The 21,082-nt window shown below is 61.8% G+C and carries 17 protein-coding genes; 7 read left to right on the top strand and 10 right to left on the bottom strand.

The features are described 5' to 3' along the window. Positions 1 to 70: 70 nt before the first annotated feature. The gene (locus tag AC6CDK_RS05820; protein ID WP_202593996.1) at positions 71 to 523 is read right to left on the bottom strand and encodes a hypothetical protein; all 453 of its coding nucleotides are present in this window, start codon (positions 521 to 523) and stop codon (positions 71 to 73) included. Positions 524 to 551: 28 nt separating this feature from the next. Between AC6CDK_RS05820 and AC6CDK_RS05815 the strand changes: the two genes are divergently transcribed. From AC6CDK_RS05815 to AC6CDK_RS05805, 3 genes are read left to right on the top strand one after another with little or no spacing between them, the layout of a single operon-like run. After that, on the top strand, positions 552 to 1,856 hold the full coding sequence (locus AC6CDK_RS05815; protein ID WP_039647599.1) for a TolC family protein: 1,305 nt from the start codon (positions 552 to 554) through the stop codon (positions 1,854 to 1,856). Continuing rightward, positions 1,853 to 3,607, top strand: a complete 1,755-nt coding sequence (locus tag AC6CDK_RS05810) for an efflux RND transporter periplasmic adaptor subunit (RefSeq protein WP_066356670.1) — start codon at positions 1,853 to 1,855, stop codon at positions 3,605 to 3,607. The genes AC6CDK_RS05815 and AC6CDK_RS05810 overlap by 4 nt, the downstream gene beginning before the upstream one ends. A gap of 12 nt (positions 3,608 to 3,619) precedes the next feature. After that, a complete protein-coding gene (locus tag AC6CDK_RS05805; RefSeq protein ID WP_192905908.1) occupies positions 3,620 to 6,694 on the top strand; it encodes an efflux RND transporter permease subunit in 3,075 nt (1,024 codons plus the stop codon). A gap of 73 nt (positions 6,695 to 6,767) precedes the next feature. On the opposite strand, the gene AC6CDK_RS05800 is transcribed toward AC6CDK_RS05805, so the two are convergent. From AC6CDK_RS05800 to AC6CDK_RS05775, 6 genes are all read right to left on the bottom strand, one after another. Further along, a complete protein-coding gene (locus AC6CDK_RS05800) occupies positions 6,768 to 7,955 on the bottom strand; it encodes an ABC transporter substrate-binding protein (protein ID WP_039647593.1) in 1,188 nt (395 codons plus the stop codon). A gap of 41 nt (positions 7,956 to 7,996) precedes the next feature. Beyond that, positions 7,997 to 8,281 (bottom strand): hypothetical protein, encoded by a 285-nt coding sequence (locus tag AC6CDK_RS05795; RefSeq protein ID WP_039647592.1) that lies wholly within the window; start codon positions 8,279 to 8,281, stop codon positions 7,997 to 7,999. Positions 8,282 to 8,359: 78 nt separating this feature from the next. Next, positions 8,360 to 9,724 (bottom strand): hypothetical protein, encoded by a 1,365-nt coding sequence (locus AC6CDK_RS05790; protein ID WP_192905909.1) that lies wholly within the window; start codon positions 9,722 to 9,724, stop codon positions 8,360 to 8,362. Positions 9,725 to 9,857: 133 nt separating this feature from the next. Continuing rightward, the gene (locus AC6CDK_RS05785) at positions 9,858 to 10,580 is read right to left on the bottom strand and encodes an amino acid ABC transporter ATP-binding protein (RefSeq protein WP_039648449.1); all 723 of its coding nucleotides are present in this window, start codon (positions 10,578 to 10,580) and stop codon (positions 9,858 to 9,860) included. Between the two features lie 10 nt (positions 10,581 to 10,590). Beyond that, entirely contained in the window at positions 10,591 to 11,382 is a 792-nt protein-coding gene (locus AC6CDK_RS05780; protein ID WP_039647585.1) for an amino acid ABC transporter permease, read from the bottom strand. Then, a complete protein-coding gene (locus AC6CDK_RS05775) occupies positions 11,383 to 12,138 on the bottom strand; it encodes a basic amino acid ABC transporter substrate-binding protein (protein ID WP_039647584.1) in 756 nt (251 codons plus the stop codon). A 193-nt stretch (positions 12,139 to 12,331) separates the two neighbouring features. Here AC6CDK_RS05775 and AC6CDK_RS05770 point away from each other — a divergent pair, with 193 nt between their 5' ends. The 4 genes from AC6CDK_RS05770 (at position 12,332) to AC6CDK_RS05755 (ending at position 15,269) form a co-directional block, all read left to right on the top strand. Further along, a complete protein-coding gene (locus tag AC6CDK_RS05770) occupies positions 12,332 to 13,210 on the top strand; it encodes a DMT family transporter (protein WP_010944018.1) in 879 nt (292 codons plus the stop codon). A 43-nt stretch (positions 13,211 to 13,253) separates the two neighbouring features. Further along, complete coding sequence (locus tag AC6CDK_RS05765; protein ID WP_014552180.1) at positions 13,254 to 14,309, top strand: threonine aldolase family protein; 1,056 nt, start codon at positions 13,254 to 13,256, stop codon at positions 14,307 to 14,309. 439 nt (positions 14,310 to 14,748) lie between these two features. After that, positions 14,749 to 14,973: a hypothetical protein gene (locus tag AC6CDK_RS05760; RefSeq protein ID WP_010944020.1), complete on the top strand. Its 225-nt coding sequence runs from the start codon at positions 14,749 to 14,751 to the stop codon at positions 14,971 to 14,973. A 65-nt stretch (positions 14,974 to 15,038) separates the two neighbouring features. Further along, positions 15,039 to 15,269: a hypothetical protein gene (locus AC6CDK_RS05755; RefSeq protein WP_010944021.1), complete on the top strand. Its 231-nt coding sequence runs from the start codon at positions 15,039 to 15,041 to the stop codon at positions 15,267 to 15,269. 248 nt (positions 15,270 to 15,517) lie between these two features. Here AC6CDK_RS05755 and AC6CDK_RS05750 read toward each other — a convergent pair whose 3' ends face one another. From AC6CDK_RS05750 to AC6CDK_RS05740, 3 genes are all read right to left on the bottom strand, one after another. Next, on the bottom strand, positions 15,518 to 17,737 hold the full coding sequence (locus AC6CDK_RS05750) for an ATP-dependent helicase (RefSeq protein WP_192905910.1): 2,220 nt from the start codon (positions 17,735 to 17,737) through the stop codon (positions 15,518 to 15,520). A 2,030-nt stretch (positions 17,738 to 19,767) separates the two neighbouring features. Continuing rightward, positions 19,768 to 20,658, bottom strand: a complete 891-nt coding sequence (locus AC6CDK_RS05745; RefSeq protein WP_045667514.1) for an IS3 family transposase — start codon at positions 20,656 to 20,658, stop codon at positions 19,768 to 19,770. Beyond that, positions 20,655 to 21,017, bottom strand: a complete 363-nt coding sequence (locus AC6CDK_RS05740; RefSeq protein ID WP_192905231.1) for a helix-turn-helix domain-containing protein — start codon at positions 21,015 to 21,017, stop codon at positions 20,655 to 20,657. The genes AC6CDK_RS05745 and AC6CDK_RS05740 overlap by 4 nt, the downstream gene beginning before the upstream one ends. Between the last annotated feature and the right edge of the window lie 65 nt (positions 21,018 to 21,082).

The raw sequence follows: 21,082 nt of genomic DNA, 5'->3' as shown, positions 1-21,082 counted from the left end.
CACAGGGCTGTTGACAGTTGTCCCTCCATTTTTCTATAGTTCTAGCCACAGTTATATGAGGAAAGAGTTCTTAATGGGTTTCCCGCTCCAGAGAAAAGGTCTCGCCCTGCTTCTCCTCCTGCTGATGACGTCCATCACGCTGGGGGGGGCCATCTGTCTTGGCGCGGACCACCACCCCGCCCCTGCCGCGGCGGACACCGTAGCATCCCATGCCGGCGGTGAGGCCCCGTGCTGCCCCGATGACGGGCACGGCAACGGAGGTCACTGCCTGAACTGCCTTTCCTGCCCCTGCCAAGCGCCCCTTGCCGGCGACGAGCTGTGCCTGAGCTATGCCCCGTCCATCCACGTCCTTTCTTTTTCCGAACGCCGCGTCCCTCCCCCCGACGTCTATCTGTCCAAGTTCGTACCCCCTGCAGAATCCCGCCTGACCCCGTGACGACACCAACCGACCGGCCGTAGCGGGAGACGTACGCTCCGCCGGCGGCGGTTCCGGGCCGTCCATCATATCTCGCAGACTATCCATTTCAGATACACCACGAGGAGGTACTGCCGTGAGTCGAGCAGTTTCCCTGCCGGTGGCGGTCCTGCTGCTTCTTGCCGTCACCGGTGCGTCGGCGGGCAATGCCCTTGCCGAAACAAGAACCTTCACCCTTACCGAGGCCGTAGAGCACGCCCTTGCCCACAACGGCGAGCTCAAGGCGGCCCGGAGCGGGCATGAGGCCGCCCAAGCCGGCACTGTCCGGGCCGGGCTTTATCCCAATCCGGTCCTGGAGCTGGAAGGGGCCACCGGCGCCCTCACCGGCAGCAGCAACGAAAGCAGCATGGAACTGGCGATTTCCCAGGAAGTGCTGCTCGGTGGCAAGCGGACCAAACGGCTGGCAGCCGCTGAGCGGGAAGTCGAGGCAGTCCGGTGGTGGCTGGCGGATCGGGAGCGCCTCACTGCCCTGGAAGTGAAAACGGCGTATGCCGATCTTCTGCTGGCCCAGCAACGGCTTGATCTGGCAAAGCAGGCCGCGGAACTGGGCAGCCGCCTGCTGGCCCTGACGCGGGAGCGTTTCGCCGCGGGCGACATTCCCGAACTTGAAGTCAACCTGGCCCGGGTCGAGGCGGCGCGCAGCGACAGCGAGCGGGTGGCAGCGGAACGGGAGATCGTGCCGGTCCGTTCCCGCCTCTCAACCCTCATGGGCCTTGAGCCCGGCCATGAAGCGGCCGTTGTCGCGCCGCCCGACGAAAAACCCTTTACCGCCGGTGTCGCCGGCCTGGTGACCAGGGCCCGGGAACACCGCCCCGACCTCAAGGCCCTGGCCGCCGAGCAGGCCAAGGGAGAGGCAGAGGTGAGTCTTGCCCGGTCCGAGGGGGTACCGAACCTGACGGTGGGACTCTTCGTGGCCCATGAGCGGAGCACCGATGCCATCGGCACCGGCGAGGAAAAAACCCGCGACACCATCATGGGGGTAAGGCTCTCCCTGCCGCTCCCTCTCTTTGACCGCAACCAGGCCGGCATCCGCGAGGCCGGTGCCCGCCGGGGAGGAGCCGAGGCCCGGTTCGGCGCAGCCCGCACCGCGCTGGAACGGGATGTGGAGGCGGAGCATGCCCGGATGGCCGCAGCGGAGGAAGTGCTCTGCCTCTACGCGAAGGATATCCTTCCACGGCTCAAGGAGAACCTCGCCCTGGTCCAGGAGGCCTACGGGCTGGGGGAGGCAGGCATCCTCGCGGTCATCGAGGAACAAAAAAAGTACGTGGAGGTCCACGGGGCATACCTGGCGGCCGTCCATGCCCGGCAGACGGCCCGTGCCCGCCTGGAGGCGGCCCTGGGCGCATCCCTGGACGAACTGACAACAGGAGGTACCCAGTGAGCGTGATACGCACGATAACATACGGAATCCTGATGCTGCTGGCCCTGACGCTGCTGGCCGCCTGCAGCAAGGGAAGCGGCACCCGGGAAGCCGGCAACGAGGCCGGCCACGGGCCGGTGCAGGTGACCGCCTGGTCGGACCGGACCGAGGTTTTCCTGGAGCATCCCGAGCTTGAACCGGGCAAGGGGGCGACGCTCCTCATCTATCTGACCCGCACGGCCGACTGGCAGCCCCTGGCGTCACCGGAGGTGCACCTGGTCATAACCCCGCCCGCGGGAGCCCCCCTCACAGTAGCCGCCACAGGGACCAAGCCGGGACTCTACCGGGCCGAAGCAACCTTCCCCGCCAAAGGCGCCTACCGGGTGACGGTGGTGATCGGCGGCTCCCGGGGGGAACAGATCGAACTCCCCTCTCTCCGGGTCGGGGAAGGACATGACCACGGCGAGGACGGGCACAAGGAGACGGCCGCGAGCGACCGGAAGGAGGGAACTCCCCACGACCGCGACGGCCACGGGGATCACGCCGCGGAGGCGAAGCAGGGCGGAGGAAAAGCGCCCGCCCATGCTGACCATGACGTCCATGATGAACATGCAGAGCATGACAGCCACGACGAGCATGGCGACCATGGAGGAGAGCAGGCGCACGGCGAAACCGGCACAGCCCACGCACACGCCGCATCGGGAGCTGTCGGCGCCATCACCCTGACCAAGGAGCAGCAGTGGGCCGTGGCCTTTGGCGTGGCCGAGCCGAGGCGGATGGATATGGCCAGCGGTCTCGCGGCGGTCGGCGAACTGGTCCCGGTGGCCACGGCCGAGGCAGTGGTGGCCGCTCCCCTGGCAGGGGTCGTCTCCCCGACCCGCCCCCTCCCCTTCCCCGGCAAGCGGGTGGCAAAGGGCGAGGTGATCGCGGTGATCGATCCTCCGGCAAGCCTTGGCGGCGGCATGACCCAATTGGCAGCCGACCACGCCCAGGCCGTGAGCCGCCTCACCCTGGCCCAGGCCGAGTACGACCGGGCCAAGCGGCTGGTGCAGGGGAAGATAGCCGCCCGCAAGCGGCTGGAGGAGGCAGAGGCGGCCCTGGAGGCGGCCAGCGCCGTCGCAGCCCCCCTTGAGGCTGCCATGAAGAGCGTCCAGGGCGGGAGCGGCGGACGGATCACCGTGCGCGCGCCGGTCTCGGGCACCGTGGTGGAGATCTCTGCCGTGAACGGCAGCGGGGTAGCCCCCGGCCAGACCCTGGTCCGCATCGTGGATACCGGCCGGCTCTGGCTCCGGGTGAACCTGCCGGCAACGGACCTGGGCAAGGTCGGACGCCCCGCTGCCGCCGGAACTGTCTTCACCGTGACGGGACTCCCGGGAGAATTCCACACCAGCGGCCTCGTCTCCGACGGGACGGTGGTGGATCCCCAGACCCGAACCCTCCCGGTGATCTTTACCGTGGAGAATCGCAGCGGCAACCTCAAGCCTGGGATGTTCGCCCGGGTCACCATCCGGACCGGCACGGCCAAAGGTGTCCTGGCCGTGCCTAAAGAGGCCCTCTTCGAGGACGAAGGTCGCTGGTTCGCCTTCGTCCAGATATCGGGGATCACCTTTGACCGCCGGGAGGTGCAGATCGGAACCGAAGACCGGGGGATGGTCCAGATCGTATCGGGGCTCGACGAGCACGACCGGCTGGTGGTGAAGGGGGGCTACTACGTGAAGCTCGCTTCCCAGGGCGGGGCCACCGCCGACCCCCACGCCGGCCACGGCCACTAAGGGGGCGCCGCCATGCTTGATCGCATAATCCGCTTATCCATAGAAAACCGCCTCATCGTGGTGGTCCTGTCGGCCCTCATCCTGGTGGTGGGGACCGTGGTGGCCCTCAGGATGCCGGTGGATGTCCTGCCCGACCTGACGGCTCCGACCGTCACCATCATGACCGAGGCCCAGGGCATGGCCCCCGAGGAGCTGGAAACCCTGGTGACCATGCCGGTCGAAAGCGCCGTGAACGGTGCCACCGGGGTACGCCGGGTCCGCTCCTACACGGTTGCCGGCCTCTCCACCGTCTGGGTGGAATTCACCTGGGGCACCGACATCTACCGGGCCCGCCAGGTGGTGAACGAAAAAATGCAGGGGCTGACCGCATCGCTCCCGGCCGGGGTGATGCCGACCCTCACCCCCATCTCCTCCATCATGGGGGAGGTGATGTACATCGGCCTCACCAGCGACCGCCACACCCCCATGGAACTGAAGGAGGCGGCCGATTTCGTTGTCCGGCGCCGGCTTCTGGCTGTTCCCGGCGTCTCCCAGGTGGTGGTCCTGGGAGGCGAAAAGCGGCAGTACCAGGTGGAACTGGACCCGCTTGGGCTCGCCTCATTCGGGGTTTCGGTGGGCGAGGTTCTGGAAGCGGTCCGGGGGAACAACGAGAACTTTGCCGCCGGCATCATGAAGAGCGGCGGCCAGGACTACCTGATCCGCGGCGTGGGACGCTACCAGACCGCCGACGACCTGGGGCGGGTAGTTGTCTCGGCCCGGAACGGCATCCCGGTCCTTGTGCGGGATGTTGCCCGCGTGGCCGTGGGCTCGGCCCTGAAGGTGGGAGATGCCAGCGTCGATACCAAGCCGGGGATTCTCATCTCCGTGGCCAAGCACCCGGAGACCAACACCCTGACCCTCACGGCCCTGCTCGACGGCAAGCTGACCGAGATCCGCAAAGGGCTCCCCGCCGGCATGGAGCTGCGGGGCGACATCTTCCGCCAGTCCGACTTCATCCAGCGGGCCATGGACAACATCCGCAAGGTCCTGGTGGAGGGGGCGGTGCTGGTGGTGGCCATCATCTTCCTCTTCCTGGGAAGCATGCGCACCACCTTCATCTCCATCGTGGCCATGCCCCTGTCGCTCATCTTCGCCATCTTCACCCTGCGGCTCTTCGACATCTCCATCAACACCATGACCCTGGGGGGAATGGCCATCGCCATCGGCGTCATCGTGGACGATGCCATCATCGACGTGGAGAACGTCTACCGACGGCTGCGGGAGAACAGCGCCAAGCCCGAGGCCCGGCGGGAACCCGCCGGCAAGGTGATCTTCGATGCCTCCAGGGAGATTCGCTCATCCATCGTCAACGCCACCCTCATCATTGTCCTGGTATTCCTCCCCCTCTTCTTTCTCTCCGGCGTGGAGGGCCGGCTCCTGAAGCCCCTGGGGATCTCCTACATGGTTTCCATCGGCGCCTCGCTCCTGGTGGCCCTCACCGTCACCCCGGCCCTCTGCTCCTACCTCCTTCCCCGGGCGCGCTTTCTCGATCGTCATGACGAGGGCCGGGTCTTCACCTGGCTCCAAAACGCCTACGGGCCGGTCCTCAACCTTGCGCTCACCCGGCAGAACCTGGTCATGGGGCTCGCGGCAGCGGCCTTCATCCTCTCCCTCATCCCCCTGGCCATGGCTGGCCGCTCATTCCTGCCCCCCTTCAACGAAGGGTCGCTCACCATCACGCTTGCCACTCCCCCTGGCACGTCCCTGGAGCAGTCGGTGGACATCGCCGCCCGGGTGGAAACGCTGGTGAAGGGACACCCCAACGTGACCCTCACGGCCCGCCGCACCGGCCGGGGAGACCTGGACGAGCACGGCAAGCCCCCCAACGCCTCGGAGATCGAGGCCCAACTGGACCTGAAAGGGCGCACGCTGGAAGAGGTCATCGGCGAGTTGCGCCACCTGACCGGTGGGATTCCCGGCACGATTGTCTCCTTCGGCCAGCCCATCAGCCACCGGATCGATCACATGATGTCGGGCACCGCCGCCAATATCGCCATTAAAATCTACGGGCCGGAACTCTTCAGGCTCAGGAGCATCGCCCAGGATATCCAGCGGACCATCGCCGGGGTACCGGGGCTTGAGGATCTGTCGGTGGAGCAGCAGGTTGACGTGCCGCAACTGCGGGTGATCCCCGACCGTGAAGCCATGGCCCGGTACAATCTCTCCGTGTCAGCCGTTGCCGAAGCGGTGGAGACCGCCACCGCCGGCACCGTGGTGACCAGGACCCTGGAGAAGGACCGGACCTACGAGGTCATGGTCCGCTTCCCCGATGAGGCGCGGGCGACGGGAAGCGCCGTGGCCGGCATTCTGGTGGACGCCCCGGACGGGGTGAAGGTTCCCCTTGCCGCCGTGGCCCAGGTAACCAGTGCCAAGGGGCCCAACGCCATCAGCCGGGAAAACGTCCAGCGCAAGATCGTGGTCCAGGCCAATGTGTCCGGACGCGACCTGAGGAGCGTCTTCGAGGAGGCTCGGGGGCGGATCGAGGCGGGCGTGAAGCTTCCGGAAGGGTACTTTATCGAATACGGCGGCCAGTTCGAGAGCGAAGCCGAGGCGACCCGGATGATCGGGCTCCTCTCCCTGGTGTCGTTCCTCTTTATCGGACTGGTCCTCTACCTGGAGTTCCGCTCATTCCGCGACGTGGGGATCGTCATGGTCAACCTGCCGCTCGCGTTCATCGGCGGCATCGTGGCGGTCTTCATTACCGGCGGGGTCATCAACGTCTCGACCCTTGTCGGCTTCATCACCCTGTTCGGCATTGCGGTCCGCAACGGGATTCTCCTGGTATCCCACTACCGTCACCTGATGGAGGAGGGACAGCACCTGGCAGAGGCGGTTGACCGGGGCTCCCGGGAACGGCTCCGGCCGGTGGTCATGACGGCCCTGGCCGCCGGGCTGGCGCTCGTCCCCTTTGCCGTGGCTGCCCACAAACCGGGGAACGAGATCCTCTCACCCCTGGCCATTGTCATCCTCGGCGGATTGCTGAGCTCCACGGTGCTGAACATGGTGGTCCTGCCGTCGCTCTACCGGCGGTTCGGACGTCAGCTCTAGGATGATTGAACAACAAAAGCCCCACGGGAGTTATCCCGTGGGGCTTTTTCACATCGTGAAAAACAGTCGGCTCTTAGTCCATCTTGACCGGGACCTTGGCCTTCAGGGCGAATTTGCCGCCCTTTACTTCCAGAAGGGCCAGCGGTGACTTGATCGGCTCGCGGTTATCGCGGATGGTAATGGTCCCCGAGACTCCTTCATAGTTCTTGGTCTGGCCGAGGGCGGTCTTGAACACCTTCGGGTCGGCGCTGTTGGCGCGCTTCATTGCATCGGCCAGCATCATGACGCCGTCATATCCCTGGGCGTCGAAGAGACCCGGCTCGGCGCCGCTGAACTTCTTCTTGTACGCCTCGACGAACTTGGCGGTCACCGGAGAAGCCTGCTCGGGGGAGAAGCCCAGGGCGGCCATGGCGCCCTCGACCGCATCGCCGCCCAACTCGATCAGCTTCGGCGAGAAGAGGCCGTCGCCACCGAACATTTTGGCCTTGAGCCCCTGTTTGCGGGCTTCCTTCATGATGAGGGCGGCCTCGGTGTAGTAGCCGGAGAAAAAGATAACATCGGGCTTCTTGCCCTTGATGTTGGTGATCTGGGCGCTGAAATCCTTGTCGCCGTCCTTCACCTTCTCGTCGGCAACGATCTCCACCCCCCTGCTCTTGGCCGCATCGCGGAAGGTCTGGGAGAGGCCCACGCTGTAATCGTTGTTGTCGGAGGTGATGATCGCCACCTTCTTGTAGCCCAGGTCCTTGGCGAAGAAGTCGATGCAGGCCGGGATGGCGACGCTGTCCAGCAGGGTGTTGCGGAAGATGAAGTCGCCGTTCTCCACGACGCCGGGGCCGGTGGCGCCGGCGGAGAGGAGGACCACCTGGGCCTTCTGGGCGATGGGAGCCGCAACCTTGGTGATGCCGGTGGTGGGGTCGCCCACGATGGCAACGACGCCGTCACGGCTGATGAGCTTCTGGGTGACCGACGCACCTTCCTGCTTGTCACCGCGGTTGTCGGCCTCGACGATCTCGATCTTCTTGCCGAGGATGCCGCCGGCAGCGTTGAGCTCCTCGGCCGCCATCTTCATGCCGTCGAGTGTCGGCTTGCCGAACATGGCCACGTCGCCGGTAAGAGCGCCAAGGAAGCCGATCTTGATGGTGTCGCCGGCGGCCGGTGCGCCGGCCGGGGCTTCTTCCTTCTTCTTGCAGCCAAAGCCCATCGAAAGGGCGGTGGCCACTGCGGCAACGGTCAGCAGCGATGCAATTTTTCTGAATTTCATTGAATGCTCCTCCTGTTGAATGAATGGTGCAGCAGGGGGAATTACTTGCCGCCGCCCTGTTTCATCAGGACGTCGACCATCTCATTGGCTTCCTTGAGCTTCTGCTCAAGTTTCTTGAGCTCCTCGGCGGTGTAGACCCTCTTCCCCTTCTTGATCTCGGCCTGGAGCTTCTTGACCTTCTTCTGGAGGCTATCGACCTCGCCGGCGCAGTTTTTGGAGGCGAGGAGGCACATGTCCTTCTCTTCCTTGGACATTTCTGCGGCAAAGGCCGGAACGGTGGCGGAGAACGCGAACGCGGTCAGCATGAGAACAGCCATCTTTTTCATGGGATAAACCTCCTGTCGATCGGTAAGGTGGCGGACGAATGCGGCCGGGGCAGTCACTCGCCCCGGCCGTGGCCGTGTTTAGAATGCGTAGTTCAGGATGAGCGATGCCATGTAGGGATCGTCGGGAGTCTCACCGCCGGCGGCAACGCCGTCGTAGTAGTCGCCCAAGACAACATAGGCACCCCGCAGGCTGGCAGTCATGTTGTCAAAGAGCTTGTAGTCGACGGAAGCGTTCAGTTCGGTCCCCAGATACTTACCGTTGGAGCTGTTAAGGGTCTTGTCGTTCTCCTTGGCGACAGAGGCGAACCCGGCATTGACGCTGGTGGAAAGTTTGGAGGTGATGGGAAGGTCGTAGCCGACGAAGCCGGCGATGACACCCTGATCCCTGTTATTGGAAGTGTAGACCACGGCATTATCGATGGTCATGGCATAGGCATCACGGAACAGGAGCTGCATGTTGCCGTTGTAGAAGCCGTGCTCATCGTCGACGCTCTGGAAGGCATTGGTGGTGCTGCTCCCCCCCTTGTCGCCGGAGACGTAGAGGAACTCAGCCCGCGCGGTTCCGGGGCCGAGGTTGCCCCGGGCGCCCACATTGCCGGCAAAGGCACTGACGTGGCGGGACGCCGGAGCCCGGAGGGACCCGAACTGGTAGAGGAAAAAGCCGTCAAGGGTGACCGGGCCGAGATTCGCCTCGGCATTGACGCCGACGTTGTGAACGGTGTTTGTATCACCCTGCTGCTGGTCCACATAGCCAAAGTCGCCGCTGCGGTCGTCGTCGATAAAGTAATAGGCGCCACCGATTCTAATGTCCTTGGTAACGGCGTACTTGGCGGTGGCTGCCACCATGTCACGGGCCCTCTTGCCGGGAAGCGTCCCTTTATCGTCGAACCGGAAGAAACCGGCCGAGGCATCGAGATTGCCAAAGGAGCGGGAGGCAAGGAGGCCTGCCATGTCGGCGCCAAAGAGGACCCCTTTGAAGGCGTCGTCGTGGGGCTGCATGCCCACCTTTACATTGGCACCGGTAATGGGGCAGTTGAAGTCCAGGTAGACACTCTTGGTTTCGATGTTGACGGTGTCGGCCCCGATGGCGCCACCCTGGTTTCTGGCGCTGGTGTACGCCGAGTCGCCCCAACGGGAGTCGATCTCGAAGTGCGTCACGAGCTTCAGATCGTCATTGGCCTTGGCAATGTACATGAGGCGGGCCCGTTGTGCGAAATAGGTGGCAGTGGGGGCATCTTTACCGGACAGGACGGGGACTCCACCCTCATCATGGAAAGATGGATTGAAAAAACCTTGGCCGCTAAGCGACCCATTGAAATTACTCACCGCCCCGAACAGCCTGAACATGCCGTGGAATTCATTCTCCAGGGCCAGGGCCGGGACGGCGGAGGCGGCAATAGCCGCCGTTGCGGTGACTGCGACGAGCGATTTCTTGAAACCCATGTACTCCTCCTTCGTTGCGATGATTAACAACATTGTAGGGTTGTGCTGCTTCACGTCGTGCGACCAGCGATTGTCCAACCACCTCCCTTCTTTGTGAGGAAAGCGACGCCGCTGTCGCTGACTGTCGAAGTAGTCAGAGTATCTGGCTCAGGAACAGCCTGGTCCGCTCGTGGGTCGGATTCCGGAAAAAGTGCTCGGGTGTCCCTTCCTCCACGATCCTTCCCGCGTCCATGAAAATGACCCGGTCGGCAACTTCCCGGGCGAATCCCATCTCGTGGGTGACGACCACCATGGTCATCCCCTCCCGGGCGAGGCTCTTCATGACGTCGAGCACCTCGCCGATCATCTCGGGGTCAAGGGCGGAGGTGGGCTCGTCAAAGAGCATGAGCTTCGGATCCATGGCCAGGGCACGGGCAATGGCGACCCGCTGCTGCTGGCCGCCGGAGAGCTTGGCCGGATAGGCGCCCGCTTTCTCCTCCAGTCCCACCTTGCGCAGAAGCCCAATGGCCTTCTCGTCCGCCTCGGCCGTGCTCCGCTGGCGCACGACGCACTGGGCCAGGGTGATGTTCTCCAGGACGGTCTTGTGGGGAAACAGGTTGAAGGACTGGAACACCATGCCCACTTCTTCCCGCAGCTTGTTGATGTCGGTCCCCTGGCCGTAGAGATCGATGCCGTCCACCAGGATCCGCCCCGTATCGATCTGTTCCAGCTTGTTCAGAGAGCGAAGGAGGGTGCTCTTGCCCGACCCGGACGGGCCGATGATGACCACCTTCTCTCCCTCCTTCACGTCGAACGTTACCCGGTCGAGGGCCTTGAGCCCGCCAAAGTTCTTGCTTACGTCGCGTACTTCTACCATGCCGCCCCGTTCAGGTTCCCGCACTGATCCGTTCCTCCATGATTCCGATGAGCTTTGACAAGAAGAGGGTAATGATCAGATAGACGAGGGCAATGACCGTATAGGTCTCGAAATAGGTGAAGCTCTCCGACGCGAACTCCCGCCCCCGGCGCAGAATGTCGGCAACCGCCAGAATGGACACCAGCGAGGAATCCTTGAGCAGGGCGATGAATTCGTTACCGATGGGGGGAAGCACGACCTTGGCGGCCTGGGGAAGGATCACGTGGCGCATGGCCTGGCCCTTGGTCATGCCAAGGGAGCGGGCCGCCTCCATCTGACCCTTGGGAATCGACTGGATGCCGGCCCTGATCACCTCGCCCATGTAGGCGCCGTAACAGACCGCCATGGCGATGATGGCGCTCGCCATGTCGGGGACGTGGACGAAGCGACCCAGGGCGTAGTAGATGTAAAAGAGTTGAACCAGCAGCGGGATGCCGCGGATGATTTCCACATAGAGGGAGGCGATGCCGTTGATGACCCGGTTGGAGGAAATGCGCCCGAGGCCGGCCACGAGACCGATGACCAGAGCCAGAAGAATGGCCCCGACGGTAACCTGAAAGGTGACCAGGATACCGTCGGGAACGAACTTGAGGATGTTGAGATAGGGGTCCGGCTTCGTGATGGCCAGAAAGGCCAGGAGGCCGATTGCGCCGATGAAGGCGATGCGCCAGGCAGTGAAGAGCCCGATGTCGCTTTTGCTCGGAATAGCCGCGCCGTCACCGACCTCGACGATAGCCGGCCGTGCCCTGTCCTGATCGATCATTTATCTGAGCCACTTCTTCCGGAGTTGCTCGTCGACCTTTTTGGCCTTGACGGCCTTGATGCCCTTGTTGATCAGGGCAAGCAGTTCCTTGTCGCCCCTCTTCACTACGATGCCATAGGACTCGGCGGTAAAGGACTTGCCCACGATCTTGAATTTGTTCTTGTACTCGGTCTTCTGGAGAGCATAGTGGGCAGCGGTGGGCTCGTCGCAGACCACGCCGGCGATGCGGCCGGCGGCCATGTCCTCGAAGGCCAGGCCGATCTCGTCGTAGTTCTTGAGCTCGACGCCCTGCACTTTCTTGATTTCAAAGGCTCCGGTGGTGCCGATCTGGGCGCCGACCTTCTTCCCCTTGAGGGCGGCCAGGTTTATCCCCTTCTCAGCCTTGGGCACCACGAGAATCTGGCCGATGTTGATGTAGGGGTCGGAGAAGTCATACTGCTTTTTCCGCTCCTCGGTGATGGTGACGGAGGAGATGATGGCGTCGTAGCGGCCGGCGCCGAGCCCCGCGAAGATACCGTCCCAGGCAGTGTTCTTGAACTGGACGGCGAAACCGGCTTCCTTGGCGATGGCGTTCATGAAATCGATGTCGAAGCCGACAATCTTCTTGTTGGCGTCAACCATTTCCATGGGCGGCCAGGTGGCATCCGTGGCAACGGTTACCGTACGGCCCGCTGCCTCGGCCTGCCGGGGAACTGCAGCCGTCAGACACAAGGCGGCCAGTGTGAGTACCATCAGGGTACGACGCACGAGGTTCATAATTCCTCCCTTGGTTACTGACATTCAATAATGTTTACTGCGCCTAAACGAGGCTACTTTTATGATTATTTTCTCCTGATGTCAATGGCTTTTTGCCGGACTGTCGGCACGTTACCGCCATTTCTGTTTACTTTTCCTTCAAAATGTTCAAAAATATCAAACCATTTGTCACCTTTCCGTAACCAGACGAGCCGTGAATAAAGCAAAAGCCATTGTAGCCCTACTCCTCACCACCTTCTTCTGGGGGATCACTTTTACCATCGTCAAGGACGCCGTGGCACAGGTTGACGTCTTTGTCTTCCTGGCCCAGCGGTTCCTCATGGCCGTGGTGCTCCTCGTGCCCTTCTGCGCCTGCCGCCGCGTGCCGCTCACCATGCAGACCGTCCGCCACGGCCTGTTTCTCGGCCTGTTCCTGTTCGGCTCCTATGCCTTCCAGACCATGGCACTCCGGTTCACCACCGCGTCGAACACGGGCTTTCTCACGGGTCTCAGCGTAGTACTCGTTCCCATGCTGGGTGCGCTTCTCTTCAGGCAGGCCGTCTCGCAGGGGATCAAGTGGGGGGTGGCCCTGGCCGTACCCGGTCTGTTCCTCCTCTGCACCAACGGCGCGTTTGTCCTGAACATCGGCGACATGCTGGCCGCCATCTGTGCCGTCTGCGTCTCCCTTCACCTGATACTCACGGGGAAGTTTGCCCGCGATAACGATGTGTGGTGGCTTACTGCCATGCAGTTGAGCACAGTGGCACTCCTGAGCTTCCTTGTTGCCGAGGTCGGCGGCCACCGGACCATGGCCTGGCACCCGGAAATTCTCTGGGCGCTGCTGATCTGCGCCGTCTTTGCCACGGTGTTCGCCTTTCTGGTTCAGACATCCATGCAGCGCTTCCTCAGTCCGGCGCACACCGCCCTCATCTTTTGCCTGGAACCCGTCTTCGCGGCTCTCTACGCCTTCTGGGCCGCCGACGAACGCCTCGGCACCCTCGGCTACCTGGGCGCGCTCCTCATTCTTGCGGGCATGGTAATTTCGGAGCTTGCACCCAGCGGCGAATCCCCTGAAGCGTCAACGGCGACCTGACCCGGATGCGTCGTCATACTCTTTGCCAAAGGACATCGTGAACATGAACAACTGCACGACCACCGAGCGCCGCAACCAGTTTGCCAGTGACAACTACGCCGGAATCTGCCCCGAGGCATGGCAGGCCATGGAAGAGGCCAACCGTGGGTATGCCTGTTCCTACGGCGACGACACCTGGACGGAGAGGGCGTGCCGCCTGCTGCGCGACACCTTTGAAACCGACTGCGAGGTGTTCTTCGTCTTCAACGGCACGGCGGCCAACTCACTGGCCCTGGCATCCCTCTGCCAGTCGTACCACAGCATCATCTGCCACGAGACATCCCATATCGAAACCGACGAATGCGGGGCCGCCGAATTTTTTTCCAACGGCACAAAAATACTTCTGGTTCCCGGCCCCCACGGCAAGGTCGACCCGGACGCAGTTGAGCACACGGTCAAACGGCGCCTCGACATTCATTACCCCAAGCCCAAGGTCCTCAGCATCACCCAGGCAACGGAATTGGGGACCCTCTATTCGGTGGATGAACTGCGCGAGCTGGGCCATCTTGCTCGACGCCTGGATCTACGCGTCCACATGGACGGGGCCCGTTTTGCAAATGCCGTTGCCGCCCTCGGTGTCCACCCGAGCGAGATCACCTGGAAGGCCGGGGTCGACGTGCTCTGTTTCGGCGGGACCAAGAACGGCATGGCCGTAGGTGAAGCAGTCGTGTTTTTCAACCGGGAGCTTGCCCGCGAGTTCGACTACCGCTGCAAGCAGGCAGGACAGCTTGCCTCGAAGATGCGCTTTCTGGCCGCTCCCTGGATCGGCATGCTGGAAAGCGGTGCCTGGTTGACCCGCTCAGCCCATGCGAATGCCTGCGCAGCCAAACTTGAAGCCCGGCTTCGCGATATTCCCGGCGTCGGCATCCGCTTTCCCCGCCAGGCAAACTCGGTCTTTGCCGATCTCCCGCCGGGGGTCGTCGACGCCCTCCATGGGCTTGGTTGGCATTTCTACACCTTCATCGGCTCCGGCGGAGCGCGCTTCATGTGCTCCTGGGAGACGAGCGATCAGGACATCGACCTGCTGGCGACTGACATAGCAGGTTGCTGTAATAGGTAACAAAGAGGGCGGGAGATAAGGCAACACCCAAGGCATATCCGTAAGATAAGCAGGGGGCTGAGCACCACGCGACGGAGCAAATGTGCTCCGCAGTAGTATTTCATCCGGCTGACAGAGGCGGCCTGCTGAGGCCGCCAATCTTCATACATGAGATGTATGTAATTTAAATGCACCCCGGCCGCACGCAGCATCTCAACGTTTTCAGCATGTTACAATCACCCCCCTTTCAATCGCCCGCTCCCTCCCCTCTTTTTCTGTATACCCACCCCATACAATAGCGACTCCACTCCTGCCTCGACGCTCTCTCCTCAAAAAATTAAAGCCTTTTATTTCTGCGTGTTACACGTTTCTTTTACCTTGTTTTCCACTGTGGCACGGTCACTGCTATATAAAAGACAAAACCAACCGGTCACCACCGGCGGACAATGAGGAGGGAGTCATGAAAACCACAGCCATCGCACTTATCGCCACGATCGCAACCGCAACCACCGCCTTTGGTGCCAGTGGCGCCGCAATTGACGAAGGCGGGTTCCTCGCTCCTCTTTTCCTCGCTTTCGGAGCCGCCATTGTCGCCTTCCAGACCGTTCCCGCCATCATGCTGATGGGATCAATGCTGAAGGGGCTTTTCTCGCCGAAGGTGGAAGAAGGAGCCACGACACACTGACAGACACCGACGAAGGGGCGGCCCGCCGGGCCGGTACCGTAGAGGGATACGGAAAGGAGACAGCCATGAAAGCGAACGTTGCAGCCAGCACACTGGCAATGGTTCTTGGGAGCGTAACATCGGCCCTGGCGGCGTCGGGGGCACGGGAAGACAATAGTGGAGTGCTGGTATGGATCTTCCTCGGCTTCTGCGCACTGATCATCGTGGCACAACTGGCCCCCGCGGTTCTTACCATGATCGGAATGGCCAAAGGCGTTGCCGACAGCGTAGGCCGCAAGGCGGAGGCGAAGAACTAGGGACAGCCCCGCAGAAAGGAGGACTCACGAGAAAACATGACCATGAACAGTACTGAATGAAAAGGCCGCCCCTCCGGCAGGAGAGACGGCCTTTTTGCTTGCCCGGGATCCCGGGAGGGACGTCCGGGGTGGTGTGGTCGCGGCCAGGGCTCGGGCAAGACCGGCAGAGCGGGTCCTAACCAGACGGGGCAACACCTGCGGCAGCCAGAAGAACCAAATTTACGAGTAAAAATCAACTAATCCGGATGCTAGACCCTCTCCAGACCGGCAAAGCGGACCAGAAGCTTCTTCGGCCCCACCGAGTTGAACCAGACGATCACCTTCTGCTCATCCCCCTGCCCTTCAATCTTCCGGATGGTGCCGACACCGAACTTTCCGTGCCGTACCTTCATGCCGAGCCAGACGCCGCTTTCTTCGGGTTCGACGGGGACGATCTCCACGTCGGCGAAATCCGGCTCGATCTCGGTTTCGAGGATGGAGGCCAGGTTGTGACGCGCGGGCTCCCGCCCCCGCCCGGCGGTGTCGGGCGCGACGGAGCCGAGGGCGGGTTGCTGCCATTCATCCTCCAGGTCCAGGAGGTTCCGGGGGATGTCGGCGATGAAGCGGGAGGGCATGTTCACCTGGTCCTGGCCGAAGATCCGCCGGCGCCGGGCATTGGTGAGGCAGAGCCGCTCCCGTGCCCGGGTCATCCCCACGTAGCAGAGCCGGCGCTCCTCCTCCATGGCCTCGGGGTCGTCCAGGGAGCGGACATGGGGAAAGAGCTTCTCCTCCATGCCGATCATGAAAACCATGGGAAACTCGAGCCCCTTTGCCGCGTGCAGGGTCATAAGCGTTGCCGACTCGCGGCCCGTGCCGCTACGCTCCAGATCCGAGACGAGGGCCACCTGTTCCAGGAACGGAGCAAGTCCCCGCTCATCGCTGGTCCGCTCGAACTCTTCCATGGCAGCCACGAGTTCCTGAAGGTTGGCGAGCCGGTCCGCGGCCTCGTCGGTCCGCTCCTGCCGAAGCCGGTCCGCGTAGCCTGACTCTTCGATGATGCGGGTGGTGAGTTCTGCCAGGGGGAGTTGATCGCGCAGGGCGAAAAACCTCTCCATGACTGCTGCAAAGGCAGCCACCTTACCCCGGGGTGCCGAGGAGAGGAGTCCGCCCGTGGCCGCCTCACCCAGGGCGTCGAGGATGGTGATCCCCCGGCGGACGGCCAGCTCGGAAATCTTGTCCACGGTGCCGGGACCGATCCCCCGAGCGGGAACGTTGATGATCCGCTTGAGCGAAACCTCGTCAGCCGGGTTTGCCAGAACCCGCAGATAGGCAAGGACGTCTTTTACCTCCATACGCTCATAGAACCGCATGCCGCCCACCATGTGGTAGGGGATGCCGTCGGCCACCAGAGCGTCTTCCACCACCCGGGACTGGGCATTGGTGCGGTAGAAGACCGCCACGTCCCGGAGGTCGCCGCCACGGCGTACGTAGCGCTCGATCTCACGGCAGACGAAGCGGGCCTCATCCCGCTCGTCGGCCAGACGGCGGTAAACGATAGGGTCGCCCGGCGGGTTCTCGCTCCAGAGGGTCTTGGCCTTGCGACCCCGGTTGCGTGCCACCACGGCTCCCGCCGCCGCAAGGATGTTCCGGGTGGAGCGGTAGTTCTGCTCGAGCTTGATGGTGGTGACGCCGGGGAAGTCCTTCTCGAAGTCGAGGATGTTACGGATGTCGGCCCCGCGCCAGCGATAGATGGATTGGTCATCGTCACCCACCACGCAGAGGTTGCGGTGCTCACCGGCCAATAGGCGCACGAGCCGGTACTGGATCGGGTTGGTATCCTGGTATTCGTCCACCAGGATCCAGCGCCACTGGTCCCGGTAGCGCTCAAGCACCACGGGGTGCTCCTCGAAGAGGCGGACGGTCAGCATGATGAGGTCGCCGAAGTCGAGGGCGTTGCACTTCTTCAACCGCTCCTGGTAGGCGGCGTAGACGCGGCCCACCACCTCGCCGGTGAAGGTGTCGGCTGGCAGGTCCTCCGGCGCAAGCCCCCGGTTCTTGCAGTCGTCGATGGCCGAGGCAAGCGAGGTCGCAGGGAAACGCTTCTCGTCGAGACCGAGACCGGCCATCACTTCCTTGAGGAGCTTGCCGGAGTCCTTGTCATCATAGATGGCAAAAGAGGAATCGTAGCCCAGGTGGTGAATCTCCCGGCGAAGGATCCGCGCGCAGGTGGAGTGAAAGGTGGCGATCAGGGGAACCTCACCCCCCACGAGCTTTTCCACCCGTTCGCGCATCTCGCCGGCGGCCTTGTTGGTGAAGGTCACGGCAAGAATCTGCCGGGCGGGGACACCCCGCTCGCGGATCAGGTGAGCGATCCGGTGGACGATGACCCTGGTCTTGCCGGAACCGGCACCGGCCAGGACCAGGAGCGGTCCTTCGCCGTGAAGAACCGCGGCCCGCTGGGGCGGGTTGAGATTTTTCAGAAGATCCATGGGGTTAGCCTTTGCAACCATCCGGTACGTTGGGTTAATCACAGGGGACACTGCGGGTTAGGGAGGAGATTCCTCTCAATTACGGGCCATTCACGGGACCTAGTTTCGCGGGCAGACAGTCACCTTGCCGGTGAAATGCTCAACGTGTCTTCCTCTGAGTCCTTTGCGGTAAATGCTTTCGCCGGCCGTTTTGGGTTGAAGCATACCATAGTTGCGGCCTGCCTGAATTTAGTCAAGAATTGTTTATGGCATAATTCGTTAAGCCTGATCTCTGTGTCAGGTGCCGGTGGATATCCGACTCAGCGATGTCAGTTCACTCACTGTACCTAGCGGGGTAGGAATAGTTGAACAAAAAGCCTCTCCTGTTGGGGATCAACGGAAGAGGCTGGTCATTTCAGGCCCCCCCTATAGCAGCCTGCCTGGTTACAGCCTTCCGTAGCAGCGGGCTTGGTGTAACGCGGGGCCGTGCTGGTGATGTCTTCTCCTGTTTGAGGGCGATCTCCCAAGGTCCTTCTTCTGCGTTATCTCGACGTTGCCAAAAGTCGGCTTCACTTTATCGGGTCGCTCCGGGCGAGTTTTGATCAATTCTACAACGGAGCCAACCAGTCTTCTGGTAAGATCGAGCGGGCGGCAGTCGGCTCTGGCTCTGCACTGTCACGCCTTGTCATGCCTCCCGCAATTCAACGGCTACCGGGACTGCGCAATTTCAACACGTTAGCCTATAGTCACGATACTGTCTCACATACAACGACAAAGGGGCTACGGTGCAAACCGTAACCCCTTGTTTTAATGGCGCGCTCGAAGAGATTCGAACTCCTGACCCCCAGATTCGTAGGCCCGCGTCCGTAACTGTACGTTCCTACGTCGAAAACTCAATAAGCCTTCTTGTACCATACACTTAGGCGGTTTGCAACCAAAACCGAGCTGTCACCTAGAAAACACGAAAATCGAGCAAAACCGAGGAAATCTGCGGCTTCCGAGCTTCAAGCCGGGCGCTGTGCGAAAAACGTAAATAAAATCAATGTAATCCATTTTGTGAAGACTTTCCAGCCCCCCCACTTGACCCGTAGATGGACCGTAGCCGGGCCGTGAGCAGGTAATCATCCCCCCCTGATACACTCCTCTTCCCCATGATTCTTTCCATCTTCACGCCTCAAAAATCTTGACCTTGCCTACCACTCTGATCCTGCAACCCAGCTGAAGGACCTCCTGCACCTGCATCCTCCGCCTTGTTTACGTTTCGTCGCTGAGATGTGCGAAACGGCAACGTTACGCTGGGATTATCGGGAAAGCGGGAACAGGAATCCGATCCCTTAACTCCAGTCCTAAGGACACAGAATACCGGGAATGTGCCGGGAAGACCCTTCAAGCGACCAGGGGCTATGCGTCGGGCACACGTTCGTTCGTTAGAATCGGGAACAGGGGCGTTCTCCCAGCGGGAACAGGTGACATCACAACCCGACAAAGCCCCCGCCTTGTGACGCTGAACCCCAGGTAAGCTGCCGGGAATTGCACCGGGATGAGCGAACGCCTTGTGTTAAGTGGCTGTACCCGGAACCCCACTCAGTACCAATCACCATGAACGATGTCACAGCTGATCCAGGTCCCATGCTTTAGCCCTACCGAATCGACGCCAGTACGTTTGGGTGTCAACTCGACAGAAGCCCAATCCATGGGCATTCATAGGCCTCAAGGGAATAACGAACAAACTTAGTATGCGCTTTCTGGTGCGGCAGAATCGCGCTCAAAGCTTGACACTACTTAACGGAAAGATAGGAGGCCCCATGAAGACGACTCGGCGTGCCAGAGCCAGTCCATCAAGTACCGTTACGCGGACAGCACCAACACTGACAACTCATATACTCGGCGAACTTTCCCGCCGATCAACAACAAGGAGGATCTGATGGACTTTTGGGATGGGGAGTATGAACTCCCTGAAGGGTTCGGCATTGAGCATGACTGCCTGTTCGGCACTGACAAGGAAGGGTGCCCGGTGTAGCGCTCCCGGTACCCTGGACACAAGATAAGAGTCACGCAGCCATCTGGAGTTGATACTCCTCGAAGGCCTGTCGTGGGCTTCTGAACCCGAGTTTTTCGACCAGCCACTTCTGGTTGTAACGACCCATGAAGTCAGCAACTGCCGCCCGAACTTCTTCGATGGTGCGGTAATGGCGGCCATAGATGACCTGCTCTTTGATAGTCCTATTGAACCGTTCGGTGACCCCGTTGGTCTGGGGTTCGGCAACAAACGCAAAGCTGGGGGTGATTCCCCAGAACTTGATCTGGTTCTGGAAATGCTCCGAGAGATACTGAGTGCCGTGATCCATCCGCAGTACCAGCCCTCTGGCAGCAGCGGCACCGACCGAGCCGAAACGGGCCTTGATTGCCATAGACAGTGGCTGGAGTGCGGCGAACCGATCGCCATTCTTGGTGACATGCCAGCCGACGCATTCGGCATTCCAGTGCTCGACGGCGGTAAACAGCCAGCACCAGCCTTCTTCCGAGGTGAAGACCTTGGTGCCATCGGTGCCCCACATGACGTTGGGAGCCGCTGTGATGATCTTGCCGTCGTGCTTTTTGGGCTGTCCCTGGACAACCCGGTGAGGAGAAAGCAGGTTGTTCTCCCGCATGAGACGCAACACCCGCTTGCGGCCGACCTTGATCCCTTTGACGAACCGCAGGCGCCCCCAGACCTTGCGGTGCCCCTCGCCGATGAAGGAGGACGTTTCCAGATCGGTCTGGATGAGGGCCAGCACCTCATCGTCAGTGAGCGGTGTTTTCGGACCACGCTTCAGCAGTGTCAACGGCACTGCTTTCCTGGCGACGCGACCATAGAACGACGAGCGGGGCATTTCCCAGGCGCAACAGACGCGCTGCACACCGTAGGCTTTACCAGTAGTAGGGGAGATCGCAGCGCTCATTTTTTCGATCTCCTCGGGGCCAAAGGGTGGGCACGTCTCGCTTTCTCTCGGAGAAGCTCATTCTCCATGGTGATCTCGCCGATGCGTTTGAAGGCGGCATCGAGTTCGGCCAGGAGCGGATCGCCTTCACGAGCCTTGAGGGCGGATTCAATCCCTTGGAGAGCCTTCTGGTGCCATTGCTCCAGGCGATAGATCTCGATGCCCAACTCGCGGGAAAGAACATCGACAGGTTCACCCCGCATCAACCGCAGGACAACTTCCTTCTTGCGGTTGGCGCTCCAACGTTTGACTTCCGGTGCCGCTCCAGTCGAGCTACGCTCTCCTTCCGCTGCACCGGGACGATTACCATCCTTTTCCATTGACGACCTCCTTGAACACGTAGATTTACCTCATTTTCGTGTCCAAGAAAACCGGGGCCGCCATA

It is taken from the genome of Geobacter sp. PheSNFMC, from assembly GCF_059620965.1.
Note: the sequence above shows the minus strand (reverse complement) of the source record. Positions and strands in the feature narration are given on the sequence as shown.